Genomic DNA, 19,220 nt, shown 5'->3' on the forward strand with positions numbered 1-19,220 from the left:
CAATTGTTTTTAGTGGCGTACATTTGTTTATGATCACCCCATCCTCGAAAAAAGAACAGCTTTACCAGCTCATCGCTGCCCAGCCTTTTATCTCGCAGCAAGAGCTGGCAGATCAGTCAGGCTTGTCGCGCTCAGCCGTGGCCGGGCATATTGCCGCGCTGATACGTGACAAGCGTCTGCTTGGCCGGGCCTATGTTTTGCCTGATCAGCGTCCTATCGTATGCATAGGCGGGGCGAATATCGATCGCAAATTGCGCACTTTGGGGCCGGTGCAGATGGGAACTTCCAACCCGGTCAGCCAGCATGAAGCCTTTGGTGGTGTTGCCCGCAATATTGCCGAGAACCTGGCACGCCTGGGCATGCCCACACGTCTGTTGTGCGCGGTGGGTGACGATGCTGCCGGGCGCAGCATGCTTGACCATGCGCAATCCGTTGGCATTGATGTCAAAGCCTGTCTGCAAGCGGCTGGCATGCACAGCGGCAGCTATACCGCCTTGCTCAATGATGAGGGCGACATGGTGCTGGCATTGGCGCATATGGAATGCTGCGATGCCCTGACGCCAGATTATCTGCATAGCCGCCAGACCCAGCGGGGCCATGCTGCCTTCACCATCATCGACTTGAATTTACCGACAGATAGCATAGGCTTGTTATTGCAAGACGCGCATCAGCAAGCCATGCCGCTAATGGCGGTTGCTGTGTCTGAACCGAAGATGGCGCGCCTGCCGCAGGATTTGCTTGGCTTGCGCCTGTTATTATTGAACCAGGGTGAACTCGCAGCCGCTGTTGGACATGGCATACAAAACCAGGCGGAACTTGAAGCAGCCTGCAAACAATTACAGCAACGGGGTGTGCAGGACATCATCGTCACCAAGGGTGTGGCAGGCGTGACTTTTACCAATGGTAACGGTATGCAGCACATGCCTGCGCCACCAGCCAGCGTGCGCGATGCCACAGGTGCGGGCGATGCCTTTGCCGCTGGCGTAGCCTGGTCTTTGTGTCGCCAGCAAGATGATCTGCGCCTGGCCTGTGAATATGGCTTGAAGCTGGCAAAGCTGACGCTGGAAAGCGATGCGACAGTGGCAGCGACGATCAGCCCGACGATTTTTGAAGAAGCTTAGTATCTGAATCATACGGACTATGCCCGTATTCCAAAAAAAGGAAACATCATGCAATCTTATCTGGTCTTATCCGACGAAGTCCGCGCTGCCCGTCTGGCGGCCAAGCCTGTGGTGGCACTCGAATCCACCATCATTTCACATGGCATGCCTTATCCACAAAATGTGCAGACTGCGCGTGAACTGGAGCAAATCATCCGTGATGGCGGCGCCGTACCTGCCACCATCGCCATCATGAATGGTAAAATCCACATAGGCTTGAATGACGAAGAACTGGAGTTGCTGGGCAATTCGCCAGACGCCATGAAAGTCAGTCGCCGTGACCTGGCTTATGCACTGACCAATAACAAACTCGGTGCAACGACAGTGGCCGCCACCATGATCTGCGCCGCCCTGGCAGGCATAGAAGTGTTTGTCACCGGCGGCATAGGTGGCGTACATCGCGGTGCTGAAACCAGCTTCGATATTTCTGCTGATTTGCAAGAGCTGGCCCGCACCTCGGTTGCCGTGGTTTGTGCTGGTGCCAAATCCATACTCGACATAGGCCTGACGCTGGAATATCTCGAGACCCATGGCGTGCCAGTCGTCAGCGTAGGCCAGCCAGCCTTCCCGGCTTTCTTTACCGCCGACAGCGGCTACAAGGCAGATTTCCAGCTTGACACGGCAGAGCAACAGGCAGAATTTATCCACGCCAAATGGACACTGGGATTAAACGGCGGCATCGTCATCGCCAACCCGGTGCCGGTAGAATCAGCCATGCCCAAGGAAGAGATAGAATCCATCACGCAAAAAGCACTGCAACTGGCAGACGAGATGGACATCACGGGCAAGGCCATCACACCTTTCTTGCTGAACCGCATCAAACAAATGACGGAAGGCCGTAGCCTGGAAACCAATATCGCGCTGGTCAAAAACAATGCTGTCGTCGGTACGCAATTGGCACTGGCTCTGCATCATTTGCGCAAGCGCACAGTGTAAAATTTTGTAGGGTGCGCCGTGCGCACCCGCTCTCTGAAAAATACTATTGCTGTTATTCAAAGGTGCGCACAGCGCACCCTGTCCATCATCCCGCAGCTATCATGCAGCTCACTCCTGCGGCAATTCATGAATCACCAGCCCTGCATGCGGTGGCAAGGGTTTTTGCCATGACTTGTGGCGCAAGGCGCGTTTGCAGTCGTGGATGCCGGCGGCCCAGCGGGCTTCCATGGTCGCCATGCTGAAATCGACATCCTTGAAATAATTGTCGTCCGGCAGCGCCTTCATGATGAGGTGGACGACATTAATCGTGTGGTCGCAACCCATCTCCATCAGCGGTTTCAACTCTTCTTTCTTTCGTACTGCTGCGGGCAGGTGTTCGGTCAGCGTGCGTATCGCGCGCTGCATGTCTTGCATGCGCTGGTAGATCAGCAACTGCTCTGCCGAGCGGCTTGCATACTGTATGCTTTTATAGCGCGTCATCGCGCCGGCGATCGACTGTGGACGCGTTTCTGACGGGTCCCATAGATCAATCATGAAGCACAGCGCATCTGCTTTCCTTTCTTCATCCAGAAAGACATCGAGCGGTGTGTTGGAATATACCCCACCATCCCAATATGCGCGGTTACCTATCTTTACTGGTGCGAAGCCGGGTGGCAATGCGCCGCTGGCCATGATGTGTTCAACATCTATGCGTCCGCGCTTGCTGTCAAACACCACACCCTGGCCACTGTCGATATCCACGGCGCAAATGCTGACACGTATAGGGCCGTCATTGAGATAGTCAAAGTCCACATATTTTTCCAGTGTGGCTTTGAGGGGCGATGTATCGTAAAACCCTGCTTCTTCTATCGGCACCTTGGCGTTGATGTCCCAGGCAGCACCAATGCGTGGTTTGAAAAACCCATTCACACCTTGCGTAATTGCAGTCAGGGTATTGAGATTATTAGTGAGGTTCATCCATGGCGAAAAGCTAGGCCAAAAACTGTTGCGGCTGATCGCATCAGGTGCCAGGCTATCCCAGAATGCCCGCATTTGCGCAATGCGCGTCTCTGGCGGGTTGCCCGCGATCAGCGCAGTGTTGATGGCACCGATAGAGGTGCCTATAATCCAGTCCAGCGGGGTTTCTGCCTCATGCAATTGCTGATAAACACCCGCCTGATAGGCACCCAGGGCGCCGCCGCCCTGCAAAATCAATACGGTATCCTGGTTGGCCATGGATGCCTGCTTCTTCAGGCGAAACCGCCGAGTTGTGCCAGCTTGTGCTCTTCACCATCATGGGTGACCGAGATCAGATCGACTTGATATGCGGCATTGAGTTCATGACGCAGATGTGCGCCCTGGCTGACGGCGGCCATGAAATCATCGCCCGCTTCTGTAGATTTGACGACTTCATTTTGTTCATTACGGCTGATCAGACGATAGTGCATAAGTTCCCCGGGGAAATGTTATTGTGATATTGATGCAGGCATTCTAACATGTGCATTTTGTATGCATATTTCACAGTGTAATAGCGAGGAAATCATCTTTGTAGCTAAACGTAAGTATGTATTGCTGACAAAATAATCGATGTCATAATGCTTCGCTTTATGATGCCGGAATACTGACATTACTGTTCCGGCTTGCGACACTTTCCGGAGCATGCTTATGCAAGGCGTGATTAAATTGGTGAAGCTGGTACGCATGCAGCCCACAGAGCGGCATTGCGAAATCGAGTTGTCACTGGCACCGCAGAACGAAGGGGCTGTCCCCTTATATTTGGTCAATGTGCGTGAAGGCCATCCCGATGCCGAATGGCAGGAAAGCACCAGAACGCCTTTCCCTGTCACCCTGAGTCAGGCAGAAGTTTTGTATGACCAAGTTTTGGCCAGCAAGCTCGAACAGGGTTTCGTAGATACATCTGCACCTCCAGCTATTCCAGCCGCTCCAGTTACGCCAGCAGCTCAGGACCAAGTCAAGTCTGATGCCATGCAATGGGGCCACTCGTCGCAAACCCTGGTGCAAAAAATCAGCAAGCCATCCTCTGTATCCGGACAAGAAAAAATTCTGCTTGACCGCCTGCCGCCACGTGCATGGTCTGGCCTGTCAAGGGCAGAGCGTACCCGCACAGTTTGGCGCATAGGTGAACGCCGCCTGCCTGCCGCCGTACCACGCCTGGTAGAGTTATTGGGCAGCGCCGATGCCATGCTCGATTACTGCATCGCCTATGCCATAGGCCGTTGCGGTGATATTGGTGCCAGGCAGGCCATGCATGAGCTGAGCCAGCGTTCCAAAGAGGCGCATGTCAAACACATGGCGCGGCAAGCCTGGCTGGCATTGGCAACATCCGAAGAGGCGCAGCAATATGCGCGTGGCTTGATCGCGCAATGGCCCACTGATTTGCAAGCCGCCTGGCAAAAAGCGCAGCAGGCCGCGGATTTGGAAAAAGGGATGGATGAGGTATTACTCGCCCTGCTGTCTGCCAAGTCATGGGGCGCATGGCGTCATGACGACTGGCTTGAACAACTGGACATGATAGACCAGGCAGACATTTCTTCACTGGCGCGACCTTTGCTGTTGCAGCAGTTGCGCAACCTGCCGGTGAATTTGCTGGTGTTTCGCGCCTTCCGCCATTTGTACAAGAGTGCAGAGTTACGTGCAGATGCCGAACTGTTCGGCATCCTGCACCAGCGCTTTGAAAAAGCCTGGCCGCTGTTTTTGCTCAGTTCCAATACCAGCTACGTGTATCTGGAAAGACGTTATGTCAGCTATGCCGATGAAGTCAAAAAACCGCAAACCAGAGTCGCGTATTCCAGCCTGACCCGCGATTACCTGCGCCGCCGCACCTGGCGTACACTGCGCCGTCTGGGTGAGCTGGAAAGTGCGGATTTCTCCAGCATGGCGACAGGAGTATTGCTGGCCTGCGACGATGTGCATGCAGACAAGGCACATATACAAAGACTGGTTAACTGGAATTACCAAAGCCGTTCTTACACGACAGAACTGCGTTTTTTGTCCCCCTATGCCAGCTGGATGGTATTCAACCAGCTTGTGCACCAGCATGACAGTGAGGTCAAGACCAGCCGTACCGCACTCAAATGGTGGATACCCGCGACGACAGATAATCTCGATTATCCGCCGCGCACGAAACGGCAGGAAGCTTTCCCAAAACTGTGGGATGCCGCACCAGAAAAATTGCTCTACCTGATGCAACACAGTCTGTGCCATGGCGTGCACGTCTTTGCTGCACGCGCCCTGGTGGACAATCAGGCTTATTGCGAGCAGCTAAGCTTGGAGCAATTGCAGGGCTTGCTGCAAAGCGCCTATCTGCCGACCAAAGAATTTGCTTTTGCCATCGTCAAACAACGCTTTGCACAGCAAACGCCAGACCTCAACTGGTTGATGATTTTGCTGGCAACGGATTATCAGCCTGCCGCAGATTTTGCACTGGTTTTTATCCGCAAGACACCAGAGCTGTATGCGCAAGACGCTGGCCTGATCGTGGCGATGATTACCAGCCCGTCGCAAGGCGTACGCGAAACTTGCCGTTTGCTGGCGCATGCTACGACTGCTACGACAAGGCAAATAATCTTGAGTCGCTTGTCCATCTGGGCAAGGCAAACCACCATGGCGGCAAACCAGATCGACACTTTGCGAGATGACCTGCAATGGCTGATCCAGAATGTACTGGTAGAACAAGTCGCACAATTGCCAGACCAGGATATTGCCGTCTGGTGCGATCTGCTGCAGTCAACGAACTTCTGGCAGCAGGCACTGGCGACAGATATCTTGCTGGCCCACCCGGCAGGCATCGCCCATGTCTCACCACTGACATTGCGTGACTTATTGCAGGATACAGACCCTGGCAGGCAAAGCCTGGGTAGCCGTTTATTTGCGGCTTTGCCCGCCGATGTATTACGCCAGCAGCCTGATCTGGTCGCGACTCTCGCAACAGCGCTGGATGCGCGTGTGCGGGCGGCCATGACACCGGTGATTACCCAGCTCGCTACTGATGTGACTTTTTCTGGGAAACTGCTGGCACACTTTATCGATGTGATTTTCCGTAGCGATAATACTGATGGTGAAGAGAGCGTGCATGCCGACATCATCCACTGGTGCAGCGGCCCTTTGCTGACAGCAATAATGGACCAGCCTGAGGATATGCAATGGCGTCTGTTGCAGGCCCGCAGCAAGGGCGCACAGGAACTGGGTGCCATGTTATTGATACAGGCTAGAGGTACATTAGCCGCCAGCCTCACCATCCTGCAATGGGCTTTGCTGGGCAAGCACGCTGTCTTGCAAGTGCGGCTACGTGCGCAACATTACTTCAACCAGCATGTGCCTGAAGTACGCGCCAGCCTCAACGATGCCCTGCGCATACTCGATACCCGCTGGCCAGAAACCCGTTCTTTTGCAGCAGATTATTTTGCCCGCAATATCAGTGCTGACGAATGGTCGCTGAGTCAGTTGCTGGCCTTGTGCGACCATCAGCAGGCTGCCATACAAAGACTGGGCAGGCAATTGATCACCCGCCATTTCAGGATGGAGGACGCGGCCGAATATGTATTGAGCCTTGCCCAGCATCCATCGGCCAACATGCAATTATTTGTCAGCCAGTGGCTGGAGCAAAGTGTGCAAGCGTATGTTGATCAGCAATTTGATCAGCAATTGGCACTACAACACCTTCAGCAACTGCGTCCTTACTTTCTCAGCGTCTTGTCACATGTGAACAAAGCCCGCACGGTTAAAAACCGCGTGATCCGTTTCCTGCAGGATCAGGGTTTGCTGTCTGAAGCGCATGCACAATTTGTCGCACAGATTTTCACGCGTCAGGTATTGACCGTGGCGATACAGGACAAGGCGCAATACATCCTGGGATTGACGCAATTGCAGGCTGCGTATCCGGCGCTGGCTGATGCAGCCGATTGGCCCATGCAGCTCATTGCCCCACGATTGCACAAGGATGCAGTCACCATTTCTGCGGAGTCTGTATGAAGTTTGAATACCGCTATTTTGGCAATAGCCAGGTGAATGACAGCGCCACTGCCACCAGCATGCAGTTCGCACCTGACACTTTGCGCACGCCCACATATTTTGCCGCCACCCTGCAACCCACGCTGGCGCTGGCTTACCGCGAAGCCATCAGTGCCATGCATGATGTGGTGGTGTCTGACCTGCGCACCCAGCCCAAGGACAGGACAGCTTACTTTGCCTGGCTGGCAGAAAATGAGCCCAGCCTGCTGGCAGATTTCATGGCGCAGGAAAAAGAGTTACGCGAGAAAATAACGCCCTTGCGTGCAGAGCTGACCAAGGTGCAAAATCAAAAGTATGGCCTCATGCAGCCTTTCTACAAGGCGCAGCGTGAATACTTTGATTATCTGTACAAAGAAAACCGGGACATGTGGATCGTGCTTGACCCTGTCATCACGGTGCACCCTGACAAAGTTTTCTTTGAATGCTTCAGCCGTGATGAATCAACTTATGTCAGCCTGAGTTGCCGCCACAGTGTCTTCAAACATCTGGGTGAATTTTCCTGTGGTACTACAAATATTGATTATTCTTCAGCGCTGTATGATGAATTTCAAAAGATACGCGCCTACAAAGAAACCCGTTTTGAAATTCAGGCAGACGGCTTCCAGGTGCAAACCGGCCATGACGAGCAATACCACGAAGCCAAGATCGATTTGCCAGACAGCTGGATGCGCGGTTTTTTGCAAGTCAGCACCGCCATGTCCATGCCCGCCCACAAACTGGATTTGCACCCCATGGACGTGCACAGCATCTGCCACATCCTGCGCCGCAAGACTGAGCGGGTAGGGCCGCGTTCGATACGCTTCATCCTTGAGCCAGGCCAGCCCATCACCATGTTGTTTGAACCTTGGGGCATCAAGCTGATATGCCAGCGTTCTGTCTTCACCGGCAAAGAGGCGGCAGAGGTCAGGATATGGGGTCGCCGCCGCTTGCTGACGCTGGAGAGGCTGATCGCCGTTGCCGACAAGTTCAGCGTCATGCTCATGGGCACAGGCTTGCCTAGCTTCTGGATCGCCCATCTGCCTGACATGGATTACACCATGGGTTTGTCCGGCTGGACAGCCAATGACTGGTCACGCGCCGGGCAATTTGATTTGCTGGCACCGCGTCTTGATGTCGATGACACGACAGTGCAAGCTGTGGCGAATGCCTTGTCGTCGCAATGGTCAGCCAGCACTGCCAGCCTGTCGCAGCAATTGCAGCTCGACAGCAAACTGGTGGCATCAGCGCTGACCGGCCTCATGCAGGCAGGCCGCGTCGTGTATGACGCGGTGGATCAGGTAGCCCGCTGGCGTGATCTGGTGCGCGAACCCATCAATGTGGCCAGCCTGCGCTTTGCCAGTGAACGTGAAGCGCTGGCCGCACAACTCGTGCATAAAAACCTCTTGCTTGATTTGCAGTCTGCCCGCGTTGCCGCTGGCGGTATTGAATGGAAGGCCAGCGTCAGCGCGAGTATCACGAACACCAAGAAACTCAGCAAGACCATGATCAGGCTGGACAACGATGACAGACTGGTCGAAGGCAATTGCAGTTGCGATTACTACGTGCGCAACCGCATGTTCCGTGGGCCTTGTGAACACATGCTGGCGATCAGGCAGGTCGCGAATTCGAAGTGAGCATTACAAGTTTTTACATCGTAGTTATTTACAGGAGGTGAGCCGGACATTAGAATAGATTTTGGCAGGAAGGCTCTTGCAATCCGGATGGTGTATCGCCATCCATGTATTTTGCTTAGCTATGCATCACTGAGTTTCTCTTCACTGTGCCGGAAACGACTACCGGCGCAATGACGATGTGGATTCCGTGAACCCCATTACGCCGGTAGTCGTTTCCGGCGTCGAGTGGAGCCTCTCAGTCTGAAGGCTCTTCGATGAGCTTCCTGCCGCTTTCCCTTCTTTTGTCTGGCTCACCGTTTTTGTTTTATTTGGAAAACGTGAATTCTTTTTGTTGCATGCTGATGCTGATGTCAGCGCGCCAAAAAGAAAACAGAGACCAGCGTCATGACACAACAACAGCAAGCATCTGTACAAAACGCATCTGACAAACCCCTGTCACAGATGACACGCGATGAATTGTATGCCCACCTGCGCACGACCACCAAAGATGCCGTGGTCTTGCAAGAGATGCGCCGCCTTGGCTTCTGGCCTGCCGATAGTGGCAAGCCATCGGTGACTGACGAACTCATCACGCGCGAAGCTGTACTCAGTAAAGAATTAAATGACTTGACGGCCCAGTTGCGCCGCGTGCAAGACCCCAAGGCAGCCCTGCGCGACATGCGCAAGCAACGCATGGCAGCAGCAAAAGAAAAGCGCGAACTGACCAAACAGAAACATGCGCAATTGCGGCATGCCAAGGCACTGGCCTGGCAAGAAAAACGCAAGAGCGATATTGGCTATCTGGGTGAGGGTGTTTCCACAGGCTTGAATTACACCAGCACCAATGCCGACAAGCTGGCGCGCTATCAATTGCCAGCACTGCAAAAATCCCTGGACCTGGCAACGGCCATAGGCATACCGCTGGCCGAATTGCGCTTCATGAGCTTCCAGCGCAAGGTCAGTCAGGTCAGCCACTATCAGCGTTTCGCCATCCCCAAAAAGACCGGCGGTCAGCGCTTTATTTCTGCCCCCATGCCACGTCTCAAGCGTTGCCAGTATTGGGTGCTGGATCATATCCTCGCCAAAGTGCCATGCCATCCGGCGGCGCATGGTTTCTTGCCGCAGCATTCCATACTCAGCAATGCCCTGCCGCATGTAGGACAGGCCGTGGTCATCAATCTGGATTTGAAGGATTTCTTCCCCAGCATAGAATATCCACGCGTCAAAGGCGTGTTCAAATCCCTGGGTTATGGCGATCAGATCGCCACCTTGCTGGGTTTACTGTGTACTGAACAGGCGACGGAAGAAGTACGTGTTGATACGCAAAAATATTTTGTCGCTGGCAAAAAGCGCAGTCTGCCACAAGGCGCGCCATCGAGCCCGATGATCACGAATATCTTGTGCCATACCTTGGACAAGCGCCTGCATGCCGCAGCGACCAAGCTGGGTTTTGTATACACCCGTTATGCCGATGACCTGACGTTTTCTAGCAAGCAAAAAGAACGCCCACCTGTTGGCAAACTTCTGTGGCGCGTCAAACAGATCATCGCTGATGAAGGCTTTACCCTGCATCCTGACAAACAGCACATCATGCGTCATAGCCAGAAGCAGGAGGTCACCGGCATCGTCGTCAATCATAGCCCGACGATAGATGCCAAGACTCTGCACCGCTTCCGCGCCACGCTGCATCAGGTAGAAAAAAATGGTCCGGCTGGTTATCACTGGAATGGCAATACCGATGTGTTAGGGGCATTGGAAGGCTATGCCCGCTATGTCTGCATGGTCAACCCGGCAAAAGGCAAACCATGGCTGCAACGCATCAAGGCATTGCGAGCGCAATATGCAACAACGCAGTCAACGACACGCGTGACAAGGCCAACATTACGGCAACAAGTCGCCAGCGGCAAGACACCGCAAAGAGCAAACGGCCAGGATTGGTGGCAAGTACAGGAAGCCGCCGCACCCGTGCTGGAGCAAACTGCACAGCAAGTGGCGGAAGAGAAGAAGGCTGTAAAACAAGCTGCGAAAGAAGAAAAGAAAGCTGCGGCAGCACCCAAAGCCGGGCAATTTGATGGTGCAAAAAATAATGGCAACCAGGCTACTAATGCTGCCAGCGCTGTAAACCCGGAAAACTATACTGCAGCAGAAAAAAACAAACTCAACAAGCGCCTCTATGGCACGCTAGGCCGCGTCTTTCAGGTTCTTTTGTGCGCTATATTTTCAGCCAGTCTGCACAGCCTTTATCCGCTGACATTTGGCATCGCGCTAATTTCTCTCGGCCTGATCACCCGCCGTAGCAGTCTGGTGTGGGTTATGGTGATGCTGGCTTTGAGTGTGGTTTTTTTGGGTTGAGTAAGCAGCCGTCAGATATGGTGCGTTGTGTTCAGCTGCCTGGTCATCATTAATAGAACAGGCAATTTCCGTGATGTAGGGCGCATTGCAATGCGCCGCATGGGAATGCCGCATTCCGTAGGAAGAAATCATTGCCGTGCTCGGCGCTTACATACGGCGCATTACAATGCGCCCTACGTCCATGAATTTGCTGCTATGTTGGGTGTGTTGCGGGCACTGTCTTCGATGGACGGCATCATCATTTGCAAAGCGGTGCGCACCCAACATAGACCCATCACTTGCGACCAGCAAAAGCGCTGTTGAGGCGCTTGACCAAATCGCGGTTCATGGCTTTGGTATCGCTATTCCAGTGCCGCATGTTTTGCTGGATTTCTGCGTATTGTGCATCGGCGATGCCTTGCTCACCGGCCTGCAATGCCCAGATTGCATATTCAACGCGAGTCTCCATGCTGCCAAAACGGGATACAGCATCGGCAAAGGTGGTGCCTGCCTCTTGCTGGCGGCTGGCTGCTACATAGGCTCTGCCAAGCAACAGGGCTTGTTGTTCTGGCCTGTGATTTGGCTGGTCTTTGCTTACTGCCAGTAGCAAGGTGATGGCTTCATCAGCCTGGCCATGCAAGATCTTTGCTTCAGCGGCATTCATGCGAATGACCGCGTCGCTGGCAAAAGGCCCTTGCAGGCAGATATCATATTGTTGCACTGCCTTGGCAGTATCACCTGCATCCAGATAGGCATTTGCCAGACGCATCTGGTTTTGTGCTGTTGGTACCAGGTCAAAGGCCTGCTGTGCTTCGCGCAGTTCACGGCCAGGGTTAAGGCTTTTGGCGGCGGCAATCACTGTCTTGCGCATGCCGCGCTCCAGGCGTGATTCTGGCAAGAATACTGCAAAGAAATACACCGCGCTACCCAGCAAGGGGAACATGAATAAAATCATCAGCCAGTACATTTCGCGTTTGTTGCGCATTGCGTGCACAGCAAAAAATATGGCGATGAGAAAATGAAAACCTGCTCCGATATATGGCATAAAAATAAGTGGTAAAAATAGAGGGCAAATGCATCCTGTACATCTGGAAGTATCCAGCTAATGTGTGCAAATCAGGATGCAACAGGGGGATAAAAATAGTCTAAAAAGCCTAAAAAATAGCATAGCAAGGCTGCTAGCTATCATTTTACCATCAGACGAAAGAGGGGAGCTTGATTGCTGGTGGCCGTGTTCAAACGATCACGGCCAGTCAGCATAGAGATTTGGCAAGAAATACAGCCTGGTTTGAGTAAGTTCGGGTCAAATTTATTTATAGATGCCGCAGGCAAAATAAATCTCATCTACCCGTTCTACATAAGTACTTTTTTGCTCCAGCGCCTTGGTTACGGGATTTGGCCATTTGTAATCTACCCAGCCCTTGCCTTCTTTGCTGGCCGCTACTTCATTGATTTTTTTGACGAAGAAAACACCATCGCCATCACGCAATTCGCCCAGGGGTTTGCCTAGCAATTTTGGGTTGCCGCCATGGGCGAGGGTGACGCCACCTGGTTTGACGGTTCCGGCAAACACATACAAATCCTTGTAAATGAACTGCCCTTTGGGGTCATTTACCGCGGCATAGGTTTTTTCAGGGCCATTCGCTTTGTAGTACGTGACGACCTTTTTGATCATGTCGATTGCTTCTTGCGCCGTCGCATGTTCGGCGGCAAATGCGCTACTCTGGGCAAGCAATGACAGGGATAAAGCGACAAGGATGCTTTTGAAAAATTGTCTCATGATGTCTCCGGTATGTGTTTTTATGGCGTGGCCAAATGCCTGACCGTAACGAACAACGGCGAATCCAGAGTAGGCTTTGCAGGCAGGTTTTGCAATGCAAAGACCGCACTTTTTCTTTCAGCATCGGGCTACCAGGAAAACAATACCAGATTTCCATGTGGAAATGTTGATGATTTTTTCAGCAGCTTTGTGAATCAATGTGACGGCTATCGGCGGTTATCAATGGCTATCAGTGGCTCAGTGGCTGTCAGTGACTATCATGCAGGTTTTTGTTCAGCACTAAACAGCTTGATATCACTCAACAAGCCAGCTACCGCAGTATCGATGATCTGCTGCCCCAGTTCTATCGTCGCCAGGCTGGAGTCGGCACCGATGCGGCCATCCGGGAAACGGGCTCGGTAATCGAGGGCATCAAGGATGGGGCCAGTCGGCGGGATTTTTGGTGTCAGTTCTACCTCGCGCACCTGATCGGGATAAGCCGCATAGGTGACCGCGATTTCTGACGGTGTGGCATGCGAACCATGGCCGACCGGGAACATCCCATGGCACAAGCTTGCAACGCCAGGCAAATCCCACCAGTTTTTCAACCGCAGCGTCAGCGGGCAGGTCTTGTTATTGTACGAATAATGCGAATAAATTTGCGAAAAAGCCGCCTCTATGGTGGCGATATTGCCACCGTGGCCGTTCAAAAAATATATGTGGTCAAAGCCATGGCGTGCCAGCGACAAGACCCAGTCTTCAATCGCCGCCATGAAGGTTGAAGGGCGCAGCGAAATCGTCCCGGCAAAACCCAGGTGATGCTGCGCCATGCCGATGTTGAAAGTCGGTGCCAGCATCAGCGCTTCACTGCCTTGCGCGACTTTTTCAGCAGCGGTGGCGATGATCTCCGGGCACATCCAGTCCGTACCCAGCAAACCCATCGGGCCGTGTTGCTCATTCGAGCCTATGGGGATGATGACGGTTTTGGACGTGTTCAAAAAAGCCGTGATTTCGGGCCAGGTGGAGTAGGCGAGACGCATGGGGTTACTTTCAAATCGGGGTTGGCAGATGCAGCTGATTCGTCCGCTGTGGGCTGGTACGGACGACAAAATTCGCAGCCATCATCTTGCCGCAAATTTTGAAAATCGCCAAATTTTTTTATCTCACACGTCATCGCATGGATTGCGATGGATGAAGGGGAGAGGGAATCAGGAATCAGGTTAAGGGAATCAAGTTAAGGGAATCAGGAATCAGCCGGGCTAGTATAGGGTTGAACCCTGAACTAGCCTCAGACTAGACTGAGGCTAGAACTGGATTAAATTGATGTACATTCAAAATCAATCCTGGATTAAATCGATTTATATCCAGAACTAATCCTGGATGAAATTGAGGCATGTTCAAGAAAAATCAAACAGGGCATGCGCACAGCCTGATGACAAAAAATACTTAACATCAGACCAAATCTTTGCACTAGAATTCAAGCACAGCGACAAATACGGTTGCTTTTTTTGATGCTTTGGATCGTTCAAAAATCCATCAGCTTCATCCTTCATTATCTTTGCCAGACCAGGAGTTTCAGCATGAGCTACGTTGATGGATTTGTACTCGCAGTGCCCAATGCCAACCGTGAAGCCTATCGCCTGTATTCGGAAAAAACTTCACCAGTGTTCAAGGAATACGGCGTGCTCAGCATCGTCGAATGCTGGGGCGATGATGTGCCACCCGGCAAGCTGACTTCTTTCCCCCTGGCCGTGCAATGCAAGGAAGATGAAACTGTGGTGTTTTCATGGATGACCTGGCCATCAAAAGAAGCACGCAATACCGGATGGGAAAAAGCCATGCAAGACCCACGCCTGAGCCAGGAAGCCAATCCCATGCCTTGCGACGGCAAGCGCATGATTTATGGTGGTTTTGAGGTGATGGTGGAGTTGTGATTTGTTGACGGATGCCGGATGAGAAAATTGTCGGGCGTAGGGGGCGTAGGTTGGGCTACGCTTCATCAGCCCAACACTCGGCCTCAAAAAACGTATGCGTTATTTAAACGCTCAGTGTTGGGCTGATACCTCGTAGCCTAACCTACGAGACTACACATCAATAAGCAAGTAATTACCAAAGCTATCCTTCAGTGGCGTAGGTTGGGCTACGCTTCATCAGCCCAACACTCGGCCTTAAAAAATGTATACGTCATTCAAACGGTCAGTGTTGGGCCGAGCCTCGCTAGGCTGGTGAAGCGTAGCGTCGTAGGTTGGGCTACGATTTACCAGCCCAACACTCAAACTGAACCAACGTATACGTCTTTAAATGCCCAGTGTTGGGCTGATACCCCGTAGCCCAACCTACGAGAATCGATAACTGTCAGCACTCCAAAAAAATACTCGTCCTCTTATCATCCTCACCCCATCTTGCCTTCAAGCGCCAAGACCCCAAACTTCTCCTCATACAAACCCACCAGCCAATCCACAAACACCCGCACGCGTGGCGATAGCTGGCGGCGGTAGGGGTAAAGCGCAGTAACCGGTAGGGGCGGGCTTTGCCAGTCTGCCAGCACTTCTACCAGGCGGCCATCGCGCAAGGCGTCGGCGATGTGGAAGCGCGGCAGCTGTATCAGGCCGCAGCCAGCAAGGGCGCAGGTCACGTAGTTCTCAGCATCATTGACTGTCATCCAGCCGCCGACGTCAAATTCCTTCACTTCGCCGTCGATATTGAGCACGATGGGATAGTCTATCGCGGTCGTGCTGGAAAAAAACCTGACTGCCTGGTGCAACATCAAATCATCCGGGTGATGTGGTGTGCCAAATTTCGCCAGATATGCAGGGCTGGCGCATAGTACTTGCGGCATCAGCGCCAGGCGGCGCGCTACCAGAGTTGAATCACGCGGGTTGCCGCCGCGTACTACGCAATCGACACCTTCACGCACCAGATCGACCAGACGGTCACCACTGCTGATCACCAGGTCTATGCCGGGATAACGGTCACGAAATTCATGTATCCGTGGCAGCACCACTTGCGTCGCATGGGTGCCATGCATATCCACCCGCAAGACTCCACGCGGATTGGCGGCCACATGGCGCATTGATGCCTCGGCATCATCGAGTTCACTGATGATATGCACACAACGTTCGTAAAAGGCCTGGCCATCCAGCGTGGTACGCACCTGGCGCGTGGTGCGCTCGAGCAGGCGGGTGCCCAGACGAGTTTCCAGTTGCTTGATGGCATGGGTCGCGCTGGCTCTGGGGATGTCCAGCATATCCGCCGCCCGGCTGAAGCTGCCAGTTTCAACGATGCGGGTGAATAGCTGCAAGGTATCCAGTTTGTCCATGATTGTTGAGCTGTGTTGAATTATGTTCTGAGTTTATCAGTATTTATCTTGCTGGGTTGAATGCTTAAAGTGTGAACCAGACAGACGCATCAGTCTGTGCAATCTGGATTAAGGAAAAAACATGAACAATGAAATAACAAAAACCGCCATCGTCACCGGTGGTTCACGCGGCATAGGACAGGCCATCTCCCTGCGCCTGGCGGCAGATGGTTTTGCCGTCGTCGTCAATTACGCAGGCAATGTGAGCAAGGCGCAGGAAACTGTCAGCGCCATACAGGCGGCAGGGGGTAAGGCTATCGCCGTGCAGGGTGATGTCAGCAAGCCTGAGGATGTGGCGCAATTGTTTACCACCGCCAAAGAAGTGTTTGGTCGCATCGATGTGGTCGTCAACAGTGCTGGCAGCATGACGATGACCACCATCAACACCAGCAATATTGATGCCTTTGACAAGCTCATCGCCATCAATCTGCGTGGCACTTTTCTGGTGCTGGCACAGGCGGCGCAGCATGTAGAAAAGGGCGGACGCATCATCGCACTATCGACCAGCGTGATTGCCAAATCCTTTCCTGCCTATGGCCCCTACATCGCCAGCAAGGCAGGGGTAGAAGGCCTGGTACATGTGCTGGCCAATGAGTTGCGTGGACGCGATATCACCGTCAATGCGATTGCCCCAGGGCCGGTAGGCACTGAGATGTTTTTTCACGGCAAAACGGAAGAACAGGTCAGCAACATCGCCAGGATGAATCCTATGGAGCGCATAGGCACGCCAGCAGAAATTGCATCAGCGGTTGCCTTCCTGGCTGGCCCTGATGGTGTGTGGGTCAATTCACAAGTGTTACGTGTCAACGGCGGCTTCGCCTAATTTATTTAAAAGGAAATAATCATGCCATTTGCCAATTTCAAATTCCCTGAAGGCATCGTCGATGCTGTCCGCAAAGAAGAAATCATCCACCGCACCACCGCCATGTTTGTCGAATATTTCGGTGAAGGCGTGCGGCCTTATACCATGGTGTTGGTGGAGGAGGTTGCCGACGGTGGCTGGGGCAGAGCGGACGAGACCCTGACGCTGGAGAAGATGGGGATGAAGGGGAAGTGAACCTTGGGCGGGTTAAATGCGTAGGTTGGGCTGCGGTTTACCAGCCCAACACTGGGCCTCAACCAACGTATACGTCATTTAAACGCCCAGTGTTGGGCTGGTAAACCGTAGCCTTGCGAGGCCCGGCCCAACCTACAATGCTAGCAAGGCCCGGCCCAACCTACAAATTTCCACTCATCAACCTCATCAATATGACACGGCGCGTTTTGAATTTCGCAAATTCAAGACTATATTGTTTATTGGACTCGCGTTGACTTGTCCGTGCTAATGTCCACAGTGCAAGTTGCAACACACTCTGGACCATGCAAGCAAAGCCATATTGAGGAGCCCCGATGAAAACCGCCCTGATCATCCACCACGTCGCTTTTGAAGATGCAGGCAGTTTTCTTGCCCTGCTGAAAGAGCAGGATTTCAACATTCAGGAAGTTAACGCCTGTACCCAGGGCTGGGCTGCGCTAGACCCGTTGGCGGCCGATGTGTGCATCGTGCTGGGCGGCCCTATCGGGGCCTACGAAGATGACAATTATCCCTTCTTGTTGCGAGAGGTATATTTCTTGCAGCAGCGCCTGCATGCAGATTTGCCCACACTGGGTATTTGCCTGGGCGCGCAAATCATGGCGCGGGCGCTGGGTGCCAGCGTTTATCCGGCGGCTGCCAAAGAGATAGGCTGGTTTCCGCTGAAGGTGACAAACGAAGGCAAGGACACGCCAGTGCGGCATTTTGATGCACGGCATTGCAATATGTTCCACTGGCATGGCGATACCTTCGATTTGCCGCAGGGTGCGCAATTGCTGGCGTCGAGCGAGGCTTGCCACAACCAGGCATATGGCTGGGGCAAGCATGGACTGGCATTTCAGTGTCATCCAGAAGTGACTGCCGCAGGTTTGGAGGCCTGGTTTGTAGGCAATGCCTATGAAATGGCACATGAGAAATTATCGATACCACAGACGCGCCAGCAGGCGGCCAGCAATACGCTGGACCTCGCACATCAGGCGCGTTTGTTTTTTACTGAATGGTTGAGTGTGTGTGGGGTGTGATGCAGGATTATTTCTGCCTCTGCATCCATATCTGAGTTATTTTTTTGCTTCAGCCTGCAGCCAGTCGAACACTTGTTTGACGATGTCGGTCCTGGGCTCTGTGACCATGCCAGACAAGTACCAGGTCTGCCCCGCGATTTGTTGATAGCCATCCAGCATGCACAAGCTGCTATTCTGCAAGCTTTCTTCTGCCAGCAGGCGCGGCAGGCAGGCGATACCACGCCCCCGTTGTACGGCATCGAGCAAGAGACGCACATCATCAAACAATGCCAGTTTGCGGAAATGCGCCAGCTCCTGCAAAAATAGCGATGCAGTTGTTTCATCTGTCAGACTCTGCTCCAGACAGAGCAAACCCGCATGCAAGTGATGCTCGCTGGCGGGCAGTGCATTGATGTGCCCGGCCAGCGATTTGCTGGCAAGCACCACCCAGCTATCCTGCAGCCACGGCAGCTCAGTCAGGCCTTCCTGCAGCAAGGGCCGGTCACTGATACTGATATCGACATCCACTTCATCGACAAAGCGCGCCGTCATATCGGTGGATAACATCATGCATAAGTCAGGCAAGCGCTCCTGGAGTCTGGCAAGCCGGGCTTGCAACCAGCCATGCGCGATATGTTCAGGGCAGTTTACTACTACCAGGCCAGGGTCCAGATAAGTGGCAATCTGCCCCAGTCCCGCCTGTAACACCGTCATCGCACGCTGTACGCTGCTTAGCAGGGTTTCTCCGGCCACATTCAGTTCCACCCCACGGCCTACACGGCGGAACAGCGGTTGTTTCAGTTGCTCTTCCAGTTGTTGTACTTGATGGCTGATAGCCGATTGGCTAAGGTGTAATTCATCCGCCGCTCTGGAAAAATTGCCATGCCGGGCGGCGGCCTCAAAACCAGACAATAAAGTCAGGGAAGGAAGTTTCTTTTTTGGCATGAATAAGATATGAGAAAATTTGATTAATAAAGGCAAATAATATCGCTTTTTCTCAT

Annotated in this window: 16 protein-coding genes; 9 read left to right on the top strand and 7 right to left on the bottom strand. The window is 53.1% G+C overall.

The features are described from left to right. Positions 1–29: 29 nt before the first annotated feature. Positions 30–1,121 carry a carbohydrate kinase gene (locus tag ACO0LI_RS19460; RefSeq protein WP_423034620.1) on the top strand — a complete coding sequence of 364 codons (1,092 nt, stop codon included), beginning with the start codon at positions 30–32 and terminating at the stop codon, positions 1,119–1,121. A gap of 48 nt (positions 1,122–1,169) precedes the next feature. Further along, positions 1,170–2,096: a pseudouridine-5'-phosphate glycosidase gene (locus ACO0LI_RS19465; protein WP_162039659.1), complete on the top strand. Its 927-nt coding sequence runs from the start codon at positions 1,170–1,172 to the stop codon at positions 2,094–2,096. 108 nt (positions 2,097–2,204) lie between these two features. On the opposite strand, the gene ACO0LI_RS19470 is transcribed toward ACO0LI_RS19465, so the two are convergent. Together ACO0LI_RS19470 and ACO0LI_RS19475 are read right to left on the bottom strand one after the other, a co-directional pair. Next, entirely contained in the window at positions 2,205–3,311 is a 1,107-nt protein-coding gene (locus ACO0LI_RS19470) for a patatin-like phospholipase family protein (protein ID WP_422952223.1), read from the bottom strand. Between the two features lie 14 nt (positions 3,312–3,325). Continuing rightward, entirely contained in the window at positions 3,326–3,523 is a 198-nt protein-coding gene (locus ACO0LI_RS19475; RefSeq protein WP_162039663.1) for a hypothetical protein, read from the bottom strand. A gap of 217 nt (positions 3,524–3,740) precedes the next feature. Here ACO0LI_RS19475 and ACO0LI_RS19480 point away from each other — a divergent pair, with 217 nt between their 5' ends. The 3 genes from ACO0LI_RS19480 (at position 3,741) to ACO0LI_RS19490 (ending at position 11,050) form a co-directional block, all read left to right on the top strand. Beyond that, on the top strand, positions 3,741–7,067 hold the full coding sequence (locus ACO0LI_RS19480; RefSeq protein ID WP_423034622.1) for a hypothetical protein: 3,327 nt from the start codon (positions 3,741–3,743) through the stop codon (positions 7,065–7,067). Beyond that, positions 7,064–8,719 carry an SWIM zinc finger family protein gene (locus tag ACO0LI_RS19485; RefSeq protein ID WP_423034624.1) on the top strand — a complete coding sequence of 552 codons (1,656 nt, stop codon included), beginning with the start codon at positions 7,064–7,066 and terminating at the stop codon, positions 8,717–8,719. Before ACO0LI_RS19480 ends, ACO0LI_RS19485 begins: the two co-directional genes overlap by 4 nt. Positions 8,720–9,103: 384 nt before the next feature. Then, positions 9,104–11,050 carry a reverse transcriptase family protein gene (locus ACO0LI_RS19490; RefSeq protein WP_423034626.1) on the top strand — a complete coding sequence of 649 codons (1,947 nt, stop codon included), beginning with the start codon at positions 9,104–9,106 and terminating at the stop codon, positions 11,048–11,050. A 274-nt stretch (positions 11,051–11,324) separates the two neighbouring features. Here the strand turns inward: ACO0LI_RS19490 and ACO0LI_RS19495 are convergent, their stop codons facing one another. From ACO0LI_RS19495 to ACO0LI_RS19505, 3 genes are all read right to left on the bottom strand, one after another. Then, entirely contained in the window at positions 11,325–12,074 is a 750-nt protein-coding gene (locus tag ACO0LI_RS19495; RefSeq protein WP_423034628.1) for a tetratricopeptide repeat protein, read from the bottom strand. A gap of 264 nt (positions 12,075–12,338) precedes the next feature. Beyond that, a complete protein-coding gene (locus tag ACO0LI_RS19500; RefSeq protein ID WP_423034630.1) occupies positions 12,339–12,809 on the bottom strand; it encodes a cache domain-containing protein in 471 nt (156 codons plus the stop codon). Between the two features lie 257 nt (positions 12,810–13,066). Further along, positions 13,067–13,828, bottom strand: coding sequence for a creatininase family protein (locus tag ACO0LI_RS19505; RefSeq protein WP_423034632.1), 762 nt, complete (start codon positions 13,826–13,828; stop codon positions 13,067–13,069). 540 nt (positions 13,829–14,368) lie between these two features. Between ACO0LI_RS19505 and ACO0LI_RS19510 the strand changes: the two genes are divergently transcribed. Then, entirely contained in the window at positions 14,369–14,722 is a 354-nt protein-coding gene (locus tag ACO0LI_RS19510) for a DUF1428 domain-containing protein (RefSeq protein WP_422952232.1), read from the top strand. Between the two features lie 458 nt (positions 14,723–15,180). On the opposite strand, the gene ACO0LI_RS19515 is transcribed toward ACO0LI_RS19510, so the two are convergent. Further along, positions 15,181–16,107 (bottom strand): LysR family transcriptional regulator, encoded by a 927-nt coding sequence (locus tag ACO0LI_RS19515; protein WP_423034634.1) that lies wholly within the window; start codon positions 16,105–16,107, stop codon positions 15,181–15,183. A gap of 121 nt (positions 16,108–16,228) precedes the next feature. Here ACO0LI_RS19515 and ACO0LI_RS19520 point away from each other — a divergent pair, with 121 nt between their 5' ends. The 3 genes from ACO0LI_RS19520 (at position 16,229) to ACO0LI_RS19530 (ending at position 18,240) form a co-directional block, all read left to right on the top strand. Then, positions 16,229–16,969: an SDR family oxidoreductase gene (locus ACO0LI_RS19520; RefSeq protein ID WP_423034636.1), complete on the top strand. Its 741-nt coding sequence runs from the start codon at positions 16,229–16,231 to the stop codon at positions 16,967–16,969. A gap of 21 nt (positions 16,970–16,990) precedes the next feature. After that, positions 16,991–17,203: a tautomerase family protein gene (locus ACO0LI_RS19525; RefSeq protein ID WP_423034638.1), complete on the top strand. Its 213-nt coding sequence runs from the start codon at positions 16,991–16,993 to the stop codon at positions 17,201–17,203. Between the two features lie 332 nt (positions 17,204–17,535). Further along, the gene (locus tag ACO0LI_RS19530; RefSeq protein WP_423034640.1) at positions 17,536–18,240 is read left to right on the top strand and encodes a glutamine amidotransferase; all 705 of its coding nucleotides are present in this window, start codon (positions 17,536–17,538) and stop codon (positions 18,238–18,240) included. A 36-nt stretch (positions 18,241–18,276) separates the two neighbouring features. Here the strand turns inward: ACO0LI_RS19530 and ACO0LI_RS19535 are convergent, their stop codons facing one another. Then, positions 18,277–19,164, bottom strand: a complete 888-nt coding sequence (locus ACO0LI_RS19535; protein ID WP_423034642.1) for a LysR family transcriptional regulator — start codon at positions 19,162–19,164, stop codon at positions 18,277–18,279. Positions 19,165–19,220: the final 56 nt, after the last annotated feature.

The organism is Undibacterium sp. Tian12W, assembly GCF_049339405.1.
Classification (GTDB): Bacteria; Pseudomonadota; Gammaproteobacteria; order Burkholderiales; family Burkholderiaceae_D; genus Undibacterium.

What these genes read in the sequence shown, in the direction of transcription:
- ACO0LI_RS19495 (WP_423034628.1), bottom strand. Translation starts at nt 12,074, where the DNA reads ATGCCATATATCGGAGCAGGTTTTCATTTTCTCATCGCCATATTTTTT.
- ACO0LI_RS19525 (WP_423034638.1), top strand. Translation starts at nt 16,991, where the DNA reads ATGCCATTTGCCAATTTCAAATTCCCTGAAGGCATCGTCGATGCTGTC.
- ACO0LI_RS19530 (WP_423034640.1), top strand. Translation starts at nt 17,536, where the DNA reads ATGAAAACCGCCCTGATCATCCACCACGTCGCTTTTGAAGATGCAGGC.
- ACO0LI_RS19520 (WP_423034636.1), top strand. Translation starts at nt 16,229, where the DNA reads ATGAACAATGAAATAACAAAAACCGCCATCGTCACCGGTGGTTCACGC.
- ACO0LI_RS19460 (WP_423034620.1), top strand. Translation starts at nt 30, where the DNA reads ATGATCACCCCATCCTCGAAAAAAGAACAGCTTTACCAGCTCATCGCT.
- ACO0LI_RS19475 (WP_162039663.1), bottom strand. Translation starts at nt 3,523, where the DNA reads ATGCACTATCGTCTGATCAGCCGTAATGAACAAAATGAAGTCGTCAAA.
- ACO0LI_RS19470 (WP_422952223.1), bottom strand. Translation starts at nt 3,311, where the DNA reads ATGGCCAACCAGGATACCGTATTGATTTTGCAGGGCGGCGGCGCCCTG.
- ACO0LI_RS19500 (WP_423034630.1), bottom strand. Translation starts at nt 12,809, where the DNA reads ATGAGACAATTTTTCAAAAGCATCCTTGTCGCTTTATCCCTGTCATTG.
- ACO0LI_RS19510 (WP_422952232.1), top strand. Translation starts at nt 14,369, where the DNA reads ATGAGCTACGTTGATGGATTTGTACTCGCAGTGCCCAATGCCAACCGT.
- ACO0LI_RS19480 (WP_423034622.1), top strand. Translation starts at nt 3,741, where the DNA reads ATGCAAGGCGTGATTAAATTGGTGAAGCTGGTACGCATGCAGCCCACA.
- ACO0LI_RS19485 (WP_423034624.1), top strand. Translation starts at nt 7,064, where the DNA reads ATGAAGTTTGAATACCGCTATTTTGGCAATAGCCAGGTGAATGACAGC.
- ACO0LI_RS19515 (WP_423034634.1), bottom strand. Translation starts at nt 16,107, where the DNA reads ATGGACAAACTGGATACCTTGCAGCTATTCACCCGCATCGTTGAAACT.
- ACO0LI_RS19465 (WP_162039659.1), top strand. Translation starts at nt 1,170, where the DNA reads ATGCAATCTTATCTGGTCTTATCCGACGAAGTCCGCGCTGCCCGTCTG.
- ACO0LI_RS19535 (WP_423034642.1), bottom strand. Translation starts at nt 19,164, where the DNA reads ATGCCAAAAAAGAAACTTCCTTCCCTGACTTTATTGTCTGGTTTTGAG.
- ACO0LI_RS19505 (WP_423034632.1), bottom strand. Translation starts at nt 13,828, where the DNA reads ATGCGTCTCGCCTACTCCACCTGGCCCGAAATCACGGCTTTTTTGAAC.
- ACO0LI_RS19490 (WP_423034626.1), top strand. Translation starts at nt 9,104, where the DNA reads ATGACACAACAACAGCAAGCATCTGTACAAAACGCATCTGACAAACCC.